This window comes from Aestuariibacter sp. GS-14 (assembly GCF_006494365.1).
Taxonomy (GTDB): Bacteria; Pseudomonadota; Gammaproteobacteria; order Enterobacterales; family Alteromonadaceae; genus Alteromonas; species Alteromonas mangrovi.
Genome location: NZ_VHIP01000016.1, coordinates 96,777 through 107,645 on the forward strand (window position 1 = coordinate 96,777; position 10,869 = coordinate 107,645).

Below are 10,869 nucleotides of genomic sequence, written 5' to 3' on the forward strand. Positions count from 1 at the left end.
TACAGCATAAGGACAATCACACATGGACGTAAAAGCAATGATCGATGCCATCCTGGCAAAAGAAGGTGGCTACGTTAATCATCCCGCAGATCGCGGTGGCCCCACCAATTTTGGCATCACGCAAAAAACATTGTCGCGTTATCTGGAAGTGGTAGTTACCGCCGAAATGGTGAAAGCCATGGACATAGAAACCGCGCGTGATATCTATGAACTCAATTACTATCGTAAGCCCCGAATCGACAAGCTCCCGGAACCCTTGCAGCCATTTTTGTTCGACTCAGCGGTAAATCACGGCCCACGCCGTGCGATCAAGTTTTTACAGGAAGTGTGCAATGATGCCGGTTTTGGCCCCCTCACCGTGGACGGGCTAATGGGTCCGAAAACCAAAGCACAGGCATTTGCGTGCCTGGAAGCACTCAAAGACTGGATGCTGGTTGCCCTGGTAGAAGAACGCCAGATGTTTTATGTGGAAATTGCCACTAACGATGAATCCCAGCAAGTCTTTCTGAATGGATGGCTAGCCCGCGCCCGCAGTTTCCTGCCCACTGAAGCAATAGCGTAAGGATACTCTCATGAGCAAACTATTAGACAATCCCGTATCGGCGATTGCATCGTCGGTATCTAATACCAATTCGCATAGAAGTTTGCTCACTCAGCAGCACTGGCAGGCTTTTTAGCTAGGCTTGATTGCACAGGTTTGGTGGTTCCAAATCAAGCAAGCGTAACAACGCTAAAAAGCCTGCCAGTACTGCCCGAAGGGAGTGGCCAAAACGACTTACATCTGTGTTGCGTCCTCTGGACATAGAATGACTATGCCTCAGAGAACGCGTCGTGATCTAAGTCGTTTTCGACTAGCCCTCAGGGATCACTCTGAGAGGGCAAACTTCTATGCGAATTGGTATAAAGGCGTAGAAACCGTGGCGGGAGTATTCACTACCAATAAAGAAAAAGAGGCACAGCGTTCTGCCGATGAACAAATGGCACTGCTACGGGCGTATCAGGCCGAATTTAACAAACTGGAAAATCGCAACTGGGTAGATTCACTGGCAGACGGATTTAACCGCTTAATACGGCCAATGATTGTATCGCTGATCCTGTTTATCTTTGTGGTGGCTTACATTTCACCAAAACATCTGGCAGAAATTACCCTTGCCATTAGTGCCATCCCAGATGGTTACTGGACACTGTTAAGTGTAATCATAGCCTTTTACTTTGGTGGCAGAATGCAGCTAAAAAGCCAGCAATTCCGGTTTAGTGAAACCCAGGCGCAAGCGGTTAAAGCGTTAATTGAAACCAAAGCCGAATTCAGAAAACTGGAAATAGATAACGATGAACCTGATCGCCTGATTGGCGACAGTGCCGCAAAAGAGAGTGACTTTGACAAGCGCCGAGCGGCACAAATTAACACGGCAGTAGAATCGGCTCTGCAGCACGCGGTTACCGACCCAACAGATACAACACAACTAGCAGCCAACCAGCAGGCACTTGCCAGTAAAGTAACCGAGATGCTAAACGAATCACCGGATTCACTTAAAGCAAGGCGAAAGTTTGGGCCTCGGAAGTTAGGCAGGAGGTAACATAATTGAATTACCAGCTTGGTATATTTAATAGAGCAATACAGCGTAATTTCAGCGTAGAAATCAGGTTGCGTGAATAATGCCTACAGCCAGCCCTACTTTTTTAATACGCATAAAAAAACCGCGCCTGAGCGCGGTTTTTTCGAATCGTTTAGCAATTAAGCTTCAGCGATAATTACAACTTTAGCAGTTGCCATTACTTCTGAGTGCAATTGCACGTCGATGTCGTATTCACCAGTTTCACGCAGTGTACCTGTAGGCAGCTTAACTTCTGCCTTAGTTACCGCTACGCCAGCAGCAGTGATTGCTTCTGCGATGTCACGAGTACCAACAGAACCGAACAGTTTACCTTCTTCACCAGCTGGTGCAGCAATAGTAACTTCGCCCAGTTCAGCAATTTTAGCAGCACGCGCTTCGGCAGCAGCCAATTGCTCAGCAATTTTCGCTTCCAGCTCAGCACGACGCTGTTCAAATTTTTCAACGTTAGCTTTAGTTGCAGGAACTGCTTTACCCTGTGGGAAAAGGAAGTTACGTGCAAAGCCAGACTTAACAGTGACAGTGTCACCCAAACCGCCTAAATTGGCGACTTTATCCAGTAGAATGATTTCCATCGATGCTACCCCTTATTCTTCGCCAAATTACTTGTGTGAGTCAGTGTACGGAAGCAACGCTAAGAAACGCGCACGCTTGATCGCACTAGACAGTTGGCGCTGATATTTAGCGCTGGTGCCGGTAATACGGCTAGGTACAATTTTACCGCTTTCGGTGATGTAGTTTCTCAACGTAGCGATATCTTTGTAATCAATCTCAACAACACCTTCTGCAGAGAAACGGCAGAATTTACGACGTCTAAAAAAACGAGCCATTGTTAATTCCCCTTATTCTTCGCTTGCTGTGGTTTCTGAACGATCTGCGCGCTCGCCACGAGGTGCAGAATCTTCACGACGTTCACGACGCTCTTCCTTCATCATAGGAGAAGCTTCAGTTACGGCACCTTTGGTACGCATAACCATGTTACGCAGGATAACATCGTTGAAACGGAAAGCAGTTTCCAGCTCAGCAACAGCTTCAGCAGTAGCTTCAGCGTTGATCAGAACGTAGTGTGCTTTGTGCAGCTTTTCAATTGGGTAAGCCAGTTGACGACGGCCCCAATCTTCCAGACGATGGATTTTTCCACCTTCTTGCTTCAGGATAGTGGTATAACGCTCGATCATACCAGGTACTTGTTCACTCTGGTCAGGGTGAACCATAAATACGATTTCGTAATGACGCATTAAACGCTCCTTACGGTTGTAGTCTCGACAGAACAGCCGGCTGCATGGAGACAAGGAACTTGATTTAGTTGGCTGTAAGGGCGCGCATTATATAGGTGAATATCTGGCCGCACAAGAATTATTCGGTGATAACGCGTAAAACCGTCTGCAATCGCGAAAATCGTTGCCAGGCAGGTCAAAAAGCCATGCGAATGGTAGTGGTTAACGGCAAACTCAGGCCTTTAAGCGCTTGCTAATCCAAGCTTCACACCAAAATACACAAATAACCCGCCTGCCGCTTTGTTTAACCAGAAACCTAATCCTTTTACGCCACCCAGTTTAGTTCGCATGAAGGCCGTAGCCAGCGCCAGCAAAATGCACCAAAGGGTACCGGTAAAAACAAATATGCCACCCAGCGATATGAACGCCTGCGTTTTATTTACTACATCGGCCGGAATAAACTGCGGCACGAAGGCCAGGAAGAACAATGCCACTTTTGGGTTTAGTACGTTGGTAAGAACACCGCCGGTATAGATTCGTCGAAAACTGGCGGGCTTCACATGGGGCTTTTCTACTGTGTCGATATTATCTCGCTTTGCAATCAGTAAGCTGATGCCCAGATATAATAAATACAAACAACCCGCCAGCTTCACGGCAGTAAATGCCCAGGCAGAAGTGGCAAGTAACGCCCCTAATCCCACGGCTGCGCCAAGAATATGTACACTCACACCACTAATTATACCCAGCGTAGCCACAATACCGGCTTTTGCGCCCTGACTTGCTGCGCGCGCAATAATATATAGAGAATCAGGTCCTGGCAGGATATTCAGCAACAGGCACGACAGCACAAATGCCCACAAATTGGTTACGTCCATTTATTTACCCTCAGCAAGTCACAGTTGCTTAGAATTTACGCTAACCACACTAAAATAGCTACGCCAGTGAGCGCAACCAGCGACCAGATAAACGTAGGGCGGCCAACCCGTTCACCGGTTGCCCAGGCAATGCCTAGCGACAGCACCACGCTACTGGCAAATAAGGTTTGTACCACCGCGGCTTTGGTAGCCGAAAACGCCACCATTTGCAGGTAAATTGCCAGCACGGTGCCAACCAGGGCGGTTAACCCGAATAGCATCCAGGTGCGCAGACGATTTGGCGTATGTGGCAACCAGCGCTGCTTAAAAACCAACATCAGTACCGTAATAATGGCGATGCCACCGAACAGGCGTATTTGACTGGCGTGAAAGGCATCCAGCTCCACACTTACCAACATGTCCCTGCTGATTACCGCTCCAACGGCCTGACACAGCGCAGCAAGCGCAGCCAACACATATCCAGACACGGAAAAGAGTGCCAGAGAAGCACGCTTTTGTAATTTAACAATCATGTCTACCGACAGGATCACCATTGCAATACCCAACCACTGTTGCCAGCTTAACCATTCGCCAATCCAGGCCATCGCTAGCAAGGCGGTAAATATAGGCGCCAGGGTTTCCGCCACCAGCATCGTTTGCGCATCGCCAATTTTATTCAGTGCCTGAAAGAAAAACGTATCGCCCAGGCCAATACCAATGGCCCCGCTTAGCAATAACCATCCCCAAACTGACAACGGTAAATTCACCGATGGCAACAAAAAATGAGTAATAGCACTCAGCACAACAATGGCAATAAAGCCCTTCCAGAAATTCATCGCTAATGGCGAGAATGAGCGGCCTAATAATCGAAACAACCTGGCAGCAATGGCCCAACACAATGCTGTGGTAATGGCGGCTAATTCACCGGTCATGACATTTCCTGATCAACGGGCAGAAACATGGCTGGTGCGGCTAAGGCATTACTCAACCGCGGTTTTACTGGAATGCCGAACGGCAGCATTCAACGCATTTAGCTCCTGCTCCGTGAGGTTGCGCCACTGACCAGGACGTAAATTGCCTAACGTAATGTGCATTATGCGAGTGCGCTTCAGCTTAGTGACTTCGTAGCCTAAAAACTCACACATTCGGCGGATCTGGCGATTCAACCCCTGAGTAAGAATAATATTAAAACCAAATTTGCCTTTGGGCTTTAAGGTACAGGGTTTGGTTACCGTGCCTAAAATGGGCACCCCTTTTGCCATTTTTTGCAAAAAGCGCGGGCTGATGGGTTGATTAACGGTAACTTCGTATTCCTTGTCGTGGGCATTTTCAGCGCGCAAAATTTTATTCACGATGTCGCCGTCGCTGGTGAGCAGAATGAGGCCTTCCGAGGGTTTGTCCAGGCGGCCAATAGGAAAGATGCGCTCTTTGTGATTAATGGCATCAATGATATTACCTTTCACATGGCGCTCCGTAGTGCAGGTAATACCGATGGGTTTGTTATACACAATGTACACCCGATCAGACTTGTCTTGTGCAACCGCGCCAATGACTTTGCCGTCAACTTTTACCTTGTCGCCGGGGTTCACTTTGGTGCCTAGTTCAGGTTGCTTGTCGTTAATCGTGACCCGCTTTTGTTCTATCAGCTTGTCGGCTTCTCTGCGCGAGCAAAAGCCCGTGTCACTAATGTATTTATTAAGACGTTTCGCCTGATCTGAACTCATTATTACCTGTCCTGACTGTCGCGGTACCCGCAGAGAATGAAAAAGAAACGGGAGTATAACCGAAGTCAGGCGTTATTGATAAATGGCTTTATGTGAACTGCTGCCGACTCGAACTAGCAGAAGGTAGATGTAGAGATCAACTCAAGCTGTGGCTTGTGCTTTTGGTCGTACGCGGACGTTTTGAAATAGTCCACTAAGTTCACTGTAGAGCTAGTAATTTTACTGAAGCGGATATCGACGCTTTGCGAAGTGGCAAATGCGAGCCCACCGAGTATTTGTTCCAACCGCGTTGCTCAAGGCTAACTGACGCAACTTGTTAGGCATACTAAGGTAATTTCCTTATATTGACGTAACCTACTGCTCCACAGCCTTCACTCGCTGGGGATGGCCAATAAACTTCCAAATACGGAACAAATGAAACTCGATCCGGGACAGTAAAACTGCCCAATAGTTTTTCATACATCTCGCTGAGATCGATAACCGAGGTAAATTGAGATCCATCCATCTCCAATTTTTCAGGTCTATATTTCAAATAAGCAGTCGGCCTCCCGAAGTTTCCGACCTGAATGGGAAGTTCAACCGTAAAATCTTCTCTCGATTTTCCAAAACTAACTTTAATAAGGTGATTAAGTGCGAGACTGCTATTGGGAACTCTGCACGCCAAGCTCTCAAAATTTACCACTACTAAAAAAAGTATCAGAACTCTATACATTTTTGCCTAACGCAGCCATCACCCGCCGAAGGCTATTAGCGACTTTTTTGCCGGGGTTTGGCAAAAAAGGTGACAATGGCCGGAGGTCAGGTGCATTCCTTGTTATGTTCCTGACTTAAATACATCATCGTTTGTTGTTGCTAATACTAACGCATTGCCATTTGGTGATGAATCCCAACCACCAGCTATTGCTTTACGTACGATAGTAGCAACATGACTAGGCCTGATTACAGGATAATTATCTATTTCGTAATTTTCAGAATCCGATATATCCAGCCAGAAATTTCGAGTGACTAGGCCTTTAACCTGCATAGCTTTGCCATTAGCCACATCTCTCAGTACAGTCAAATTTAGAAAGAAATTATGATTCTCATCTAATTTAGATGTGGAAATTTGAAACCTGTAAGACTCTCCATCTACAGTAATTGGTCGGCTTTTCTTCTTTGACAAAGTCACCGCTCTACCTCGGGAACATAACTTTTCAACAACGGGCGCAGACACGTGGGGCATAGTGGCGAAGCCGCCTTGCGTGTCTGCGCCCCAGCGAACGAAGTGAGAGAGTTAATTGAGTTGTTATATTCAATCTGTTAAGACTTCGATCGATGTTTTCGATTTAGATGCAAGCTCCAGCACCTGCTTGTAAGTTAGGCCATCTAAGTGCTTGGACAGTAATTCGTAATTTACAAAATTGCCATCTGGATTCCCCAAAATAGTCAATGGGTTTTCAGTTACATCCATTTGTATAGATAGCAGAGCAAACATGAACTCACGTTTTTTCCTGTTTGGGAGAGATTCTACGATTGTGTTTATATCGTTTTCGAGTGCAGTAGCAGACTTTCCATTTAATACCAAGTTTTCATCTACACTGGCGCAACCTGCAATAAGTAAGATAGATAGTGTAAAAAATAAAGATTTCATAAAATTCCTTTTTGAATATAACGCTTTAAACAGCGGAAAACGCGAGATCTGCGAGTGGTTTTCCGATGATTTAATTTGTTATATCTCACTTTTACTCCCCTTTTTTACTACAAAGTAGTCCAAAAAATACAGGGATATAACCGATACAAACCCGATTAGTTGTGGTTGAAGATTTATCATATCTCCAACTAACTGAATCGGTATCAATACAATAAAAGCCAATGTGCCTAAGCCACCATCATCATAAGACGTACCATTTTCCCATGTGAAAGAAATTAATAAACTTACCAACAAAATAGAAGCCACCACGGACGGGATATGTAGTTGACTTAGCCTCATAACTTCCTTATTGAGATATAGGCACAATGACTCCCTGTGAAATACTAGCCTCCGCATATTCGTGGGTTAGCTGAAAGCCACCGGAGCGCCGGCAGGAACCATAAATTAGTTTGTTCAATACTAAATCAATTTGGAGGCTAGCGTGAACAAACATAGCATGATTATTATCGGATTGGATACGCACAAAGAATTCCAAGTAGTCGCGTATTGTGAAGAACAACGCGGGGCGAGTCCGGTTCACTATGGCCGTATCCCCTCTTCCAAAGTGAGTGTTAAAAAGCTGCTACGTCAGTTTGAATCGAATATTTTGAGTGAGAAATACAACTAATTATTGACTGAAAGAGTGTCAGGGAAGCGCTCGTTCAGGGTTGACAAAGGGAGTCATACCAACGCTTCAAGCAGGGGCCCGCGTTAGCGGGTCCTGGCGCGAAGCGCCCTTGCTGCCTTGACTTGTTACATGGTTTCCGAACATTTGAAACCCAAGTCATGAATATTGCCCAAGCTGACAACCTCCCAGTCTTCCGAGTTGTGGACTCCGACTCGTAGTGCGGCTCTGTATTTTACAATGTTGTTTAGGATACATTCGATTTTTACAGGACAAGCCGGCTCTTCAAACTGGTGGCTCACCAGAAAGGTATGCCCCTGCTTACTGTGAAAGCATGACTTGCCAGGCTCCACGCCACACTGGATTTCCCCCCTCGTCAGTAACGTATCTCCGTCAAAAAATGCTAGTTCAACGCGCATTGGGTCGAGCACTCCAGGCCATGTAACACCCCGCTTAGGGGCTTTTAATAGTTGGCTATAATGTGCAGCGAAGCGGAACTCAGCCAACTGTTAAAAGTCCCTACCTGCATTGGCTTGTTATGCATCATACATCCCAAATAGACTAGTGTAGTTTTTTTTGTAAATGGAAAATGTAACCCAAGGCCAAATTATCATACCGTTTGGTATTAATAAAAACAGCACTAACCAAGCAAATGGATCAGCAAAATCAAATGGTAAAACTAAACCTACAAGAGCCCCGGCAGACAACGTTAGTAGTGAGTAATACTTATACCACTTTATGTTTTTGGCGAGTATTTTGATTTCAACTTCTGATTCAAGCCCAGACAACAACATAACCAAAATAATCAAAGCAAAAAAAGATATTACGATGCTTATTGCACTCGATTCTGATATTGCTAACCCTATTAAATAAAAAAGTAGGCAGACAAAGAACCAACTTGCTGATGTCCCTTTTACGAAAATGTATTGATCAATAGGATCTGTTGAAATCGGTTTGCGAGTCATAAATAGGGTGATGCATAACGCCGCCAGAGGGGCCTTGTTAGCTGTGATATTGTTGAACATTGAGCTTTACCATGCCTGAATGATCACGATCAGCAAAGTAATTATGATCTCTGTGTTTAATTGCATCTATGGCTGCTTTAGCGTCTTCTGAGGATTCACGTTCACTTAGTAAAGTTGCCAGGGGCTCTAATGCCGTAGACCTTTGAGCGACGGCAAGAAGCAAACAAGCTTGATACCTGACTTTTTTAGACTTATCCGCAAGCGCCTCAATAGCAAGTTCATAAGCATCCTCGCTAGCAAGTGCATACTTGGACACATGATAAACACAGGACAAGCGCTCACCCCATTTTTTCGAATTTCGATATTTGGCTAGGAGCAGTTTTGGAAATTCCAAGCCCAGAACACTCAGGGCTTTAGCCGCATCGTATTCTGCATCCGAGCCCCGACCATCTAGTAGCGCTAATTTTTCTTTAATATCCATATTCTATGCGATGCAATGTAGTGGACAGCTAACGCCTTTATAACAGGCATTTTTTGTGTAGTGGAGTTTTGCGGTAAAGTGGCGAAGCCACCGCAAAACGGAACGTAGCAAAAAATGTCCTGTTGACAAACTTGTTAGCTTTTAAACTGTGCATTCGCTAAACCTCCATCACACCATTGGTCATAATCAAATTTGGATGGTTTCTGAATAAGATCCTTTGAATGCTCTACAAACTTCAACAAAAATGTATTTCCAGTTTTCTCAGCTTTTTCTAAGAAAACTTCAACATCATCTTTGCTTTCTGTTTTGTAATCTGTACGTACCGCATCACCTACAATTAAATATGCACACCTCACAAAAAACCTTTGTTTCGGGCATGAGTCATCGGATGCTAGCTCCAAAATGATCTCCGATAGGTATAGCTCTCCCACCGCAAGATCAAAGTCCTGAGTTGGCCAGAGAGCATCTGCATCAAATGCCCACTCTCGTAACTCTTCATTTATTGGGTTCCATGGATCTTTCATCTTGCTCCCTTGAGAAGCTAACGCCTAAATATGGGGCACAAACAGCTAGGCTATAATGGCGAAGCCGCCTGACTGTTTGTGTCCCAGCCCGCCTGCGGGCGACATGATTTTTTTGTTATGTGCCACTTACCGCACCTTGATTTAATAGATATTGATACATTAACTCAGTTAAATCACAAGGATATTCATAAAACTCGCTATCTAAGCTATCAAGTTTTAATGCACCAGACTCTTCCAAGGCCTCTAGTGTATTTTGTCGTTCTATTCTATTGGTTGGCGGAGTTGAATTAGGAAAGTTTGCTAAAGCGGCCTTTACGATACCTGCCGTTTCTACAGCTCCTATATTATGAAGTGAGCTTACTACCTGGTTTGCGAAATCCCCTGATGAATTCCAAAAATATTGATTGAAGCCGCCATTATTCACATCGGCTTCAAGTAACCAAACTGAAAGTATCGTAGTTTCCAGCTCAGAAAGGCTATCTGAGCCTTTTTTCTCAAGTTTTTCTATTACAGGTTCTACAAACTCAAATACTACGTCTAAAGAATCAGCCATAACTTTCCTTGTGGCACATAACGCCTAAATATGGGGCACAAACAGGCAGGCTACAATGGCGAAGCCGCCTGCCTGTTTGTGTCCCAGCCCGCCTGCGGGCGACATGATTTTTTTGTTATACGCAAATAACATGCTAATTACCAAAGTTTTAAATTGAAAGTCAAAAACAGAAACAAGAAGTTAATTGAACATATAACAACACCGCCTAATGCTTGCAGTGTGCTTGTTGATTTATGTGCTTTCCATGAAACAAAAGTGCCAAAAGCAACCGTAATTGGGTAAGACAACATTAAAAATGCAGTAAACCATGTGGCAGGATTACTTTGTGAGTCTGGAGCGTCAAAAAGAAAAATACTGGTATATGCTACAAACGGCCACAATAAAATGGTTAAGCAAGTTAACCCTGTGAAACCAAGACAAAGAAAAGTAATTGGGTTACCGTACAATGCTAATCCTTTTGCGTATAACGCCCAACTTAGGGGCAATAACACGCAGGCTAAACTTGGAGCGGAGCGACTGGGCCTGCGTGTTATTGTCCCAGTGAGCGCCAGCGAACGACTACAGTTTTTTGATACTCATTGAGCCTCCTCCCTATCAGCATAAACAGAGTTTATCCTAATAGGCGACCAAACCGAGGGAGAAAA

Annotated in this window: 14 protein-coding genes and 1 pseudogene; 3 read left to right on the forward strand and 12 right to left on the reverse strand. The window is 45.0% G+C overall.

Going from position 1 to position 10,869, the window contains the following annotated elements; translation table 11 throughout:
- Nucleotides 1–22 precede the first annotated feature (22 nt).
- Both FJ444_RS18895 and FJ444_RS18900 read left to right on the forward strand, forming a co-directional pair.
- Entirely contained in the window at nucleotides 23–562 is a 540-nt protein-coding gene (locus tag FJ444_RS18895; RefSeq protein ID WP_140961064.1) for a glycoside hydrolase family 108 protein, read from the forward strand.
- 244 nt (nucleotides 563–806) lie between these two features.
- Nucleotides 807–1,577: a 3TM-type holin gene (locus FJ444_RS18900; RefSeq protein ID WP_140961066.1), complete on the forward strand. Its 771-nt coding sequence runs from the start codon at nucleotides 807–809 to the stop codon at nucleotides 1,575–1,577.
- 158 nt (nucleotides 1,578–1,735) lie between these two features.
- Here the strand turns inward: FJ444_RS18900 and rplI are convergent, their stop codons facing one another.
- The 8 genes from rplI to FJ444_RS18940 all read right to left on the reverse strand — a co-directional run bounded on the left by rplI (nucleotide 1,736) and on the right by FJ444_RS18940 (nucleotide 7,038).
- A complete protein-coding gene (gene rplI / locus FJ444_RS18905; RefSeq protein ID WP_140961068.1) occupies nucleotides 1,736–2,188 on the reverse strand; it encodes a 50S ribosomal protein L9 in 453 nt (150 codons plus the stop codon).
- A 27-nt stretch (nucleotides 2,189–2,215) separates the two neighbouring features.
- The gene (gene rpsR, locus FJ444_RS18910) at nucleotides 2,216–2,443 is read right to left on the reverse strand and encodes a 30S ribosomal protein S18 (protein WP_140961070.1); all 228 of its coding nucleotides are present in this window, start codon (nucleotides 2,441–2,443) and stop codon (nucleotides 2,216–2,218) included.
- 12 nt (nucleotides 2,444–2,455) lie between these two features.
- Entirely contained in the window at nucleotides 2,456–2,851 is a 396-nt protein-coding gene (rpsF, locus tag FJ444_RS18915) for a 30S ribosomal protein S6 (protein WP_140961072.1), read from the reverse strand.
- 221 nt (nucleotides 2,852–3,072) lie between these two features.
- Complete coding sequence (locus FJ444_RS18920; protein ID WP_140961074.1) at nucleotides 3,073–3,705, reverse strand: LysE family translocator; 633 nt, start codon at nucleotides 3,703–3,705, stop codon at nucleotides 3,073–3,075.
- 35 nt (nucleotides 3,706–3,740) lie between these two features.
- On the reverse strand, nucleotides 3,741–4,616 hold the full coding sequence (locus tag FJ444_RS18925) for a DMT family transporter (RefSeq protein ID WP_140961076.1): 876 nt from the start codon (nucleotides 4,614–4,616) through the stop codon (nucleotides 3,741–3,743).
- A gap of 48 nt (nucleotides 4,617–4,664) precedes the next feature.
- Complete coding sequence (gene rluF, locus FJ444_RS18930; RefSeq protein WP_140961078.1) at nucleotides 4,665–5,408, reverse strand: 23S rRNA pseudouridine(2604) synthase RluF; 744 nt, start codon at nucleotides 5,406–5,408, stop codon at nucleotides 4,665–4,667.
- A gap of 814 nt (nucleotides 5,409–6,222) precedes the next feature.
- On the reverse strand, nucleotides 6,223–6,576 hold the full coding sequence (locus FJ444_RS18935) for a hypothetical protein (RefSeq protein ID WP_140961080.1): 354 nt from the start codon (nucleotides 6,574–6,576) through the stop codon (nucleotides 6,223–6,225).
- 123 nt (nucleotides 6,577–6,699) lie between these two features.
- Nucleotides 6,700–7,038, reverse strand: a complete 339-nt coding sequence (locus tag FJ444_RS18940; RefSeq protein ID WP_140961082.1) for a DUF6694 family lipoprotein — start codon at nucleotides 7,036–7,038, stop codon at nucleotides 6,700–6,702.
- Between the two features lie 481 nt (nucleotides 7,039–7,519).
- On the opposite strand from FJ444_RS18940, the pseudogene FJ444_RS18945 reads away from it, so the two are divergent.
- A pseudogene (locus tag FJ444_RS18945) lies at nucleotides 7,520–7,678 on the forward strand (IS110 family transposase); the annotation flags it as partial.
- Nucleotides 7,679–8,238: 560 nt separating this feature from the next.
- Here the strand turns inward: FJ444_RS18945 and FJ444_RS18950 are convergent.
- From FJ444_RS18950 to FJ444_RS18965, 4 genes are all read right to left on the reverse strand, one after another.
- Nucleotides 8,239–8,727 carry a hypothetical protein gene (locus FJ444_RS18950; RefSeq protein WP_140961084.1) on the reverse strand — a complete coding sequence of 163 codons (489 nt, stop codon included), beginning with the start codon at nucleotides 8,725–8,727 and terminating at the stop codon, nucleotides 8,239–8,241.
- Nucleotides 8,705–9,148, reverse strand: a complete 444-nt coding sequence (locus FJ444_RS18955; RefSeq protein WP_140961086.1) for a hypothetical protein — start codon at nucleotides 9,146–9,148, stop codon at nucleotides 8,705–8,707. Before FJ444_RS18955 ends, FJ444_RS18950 begins: the two co-directional genes overlap by 23 nt.
- A gap of 134 nt (nucleotides 9,149–9,282) precedes the next feature.
- Nucleotides 9,283–9,672: a hypothetical protein gene (locus tag FJ444_RS18960; protein WP_140961088.1), complete on the reverse strand. Its 390-nt coding sequence runs from the start codon at nucleotides 9,670–9,672 to the stop codon at nucleotides 9,283–9,285.
- Nucleotides 9,673–9,787: 115 nt separating this feature from the next.
- A complete protein-coding gene (locus tag FJ444_RS18965; RefSeq protein ID WP_140961090.1) occupies nucleotides 9,788–10,225 on the reverse strand; it encodes a DMP19 family protein in 438 nt (145 codons plus the stop codon).
- Nucleotides 10,226–10,869: the final 644 nt, after the last annotated feature.

What these genes read in the sequence shown, in the direction of transcription:
- FJ444_RS18895 (WP_140961064.1), top strand. Translation starts at nt 23, where the DNA reads ATGGACGTAAAAGCAATGATCGATGCCATCCTGGCAAAAGAAGGTGGC.
- FJ444_RS18900 (WP_140961066.1), top strand. Translation starts at nt 807, where the DNA reads ATGACTATGCCTCAGAGAACGCGTCGTGATCTAAGTCGTTTTCGACTA.
- rplI (WP_140961068.1), bottom strand. Translation starts at nt 2,188, where the DNA reads ATGGAAATCATTCTACTGGATAAAGTCGCCAATTTAGGCGGTTTGGGT.
- rpsR (WP_140961070.1), bottom strand. Translation starts at nt 2,443, where the DNA reads ATGGCTCGTTTTTTTAGACGTCGTAAATTCTGCCGTTTCTCTGCAGAA.
- rpsF (WP_140961072.1), bottom strand. Translation starts at nt 2,851, where the DNA reads ATGCGTCATTACGAAATCGTATTTATGGTTCACCCTGACCAGAGTGAA.
- FJ444_RS18920 (WP_140961074.1), bottom strand. Translation starts at nt 3,705, where the DNA reads ATGGACGTAACCAATTTGTGGGCATTTGTGCTGTCGTGCCTGTTGCTG.
- FJ444_RS18925 (WP_140961076.1), bottom strand. Translation starts at nt 4,616, where the DNA reads ATGACCGGTGAATTAGCCGCCATTACCACAGCATTGTGTTGGGCCATT.
- rluF (WP_140961078.1), bottom strand. Translation starts at nt 5,408, where the DNA reads ATGAGTTCAGATCAGGCGAAACGTCTTAATAAATACATTAGTGACACG.
- FJ444_RS18940 (WP_140961082.1), bottom strand. Translation starts at nt 7,038, where the DNA reads ATGAAATCTTTATTTTTTACACTATCTATCTTACTTATTGCAGGTTGC.
- FJ444_RS18950 (WP_140961084.1), bottom strand. Translation starts at nt 8,727, where the DNA reads ATGTTCAACAATATCACAGCTAACAAGGCCCCTCTGGCGGCGTTATGC.
- FJ444_RS18955 (WP_140961086.1), bottom strand. Translation starts at nt 9,148, where the DNA reads ATGGATATTAAAGAAAAATTAGCGCTACTAGATGGTCGGGGCTCGGAT.
- FJ444_RS18960 (WP_140961088.1), bottom strand. Translation starts at nt 9,672, where the DNA reads ATGAAAGATCCATGGAACCCAATAAATGAAGAGTTACGAGAGTGGGCA.
- FJ444_RS18965 (WP_140961090.1), bottom strand. Translation starts at nt 10,225, where the DNA reads ATGGCTGATTCTTTAGACGTAGTATTTGAGTTTGTAGAACCTGTAATA.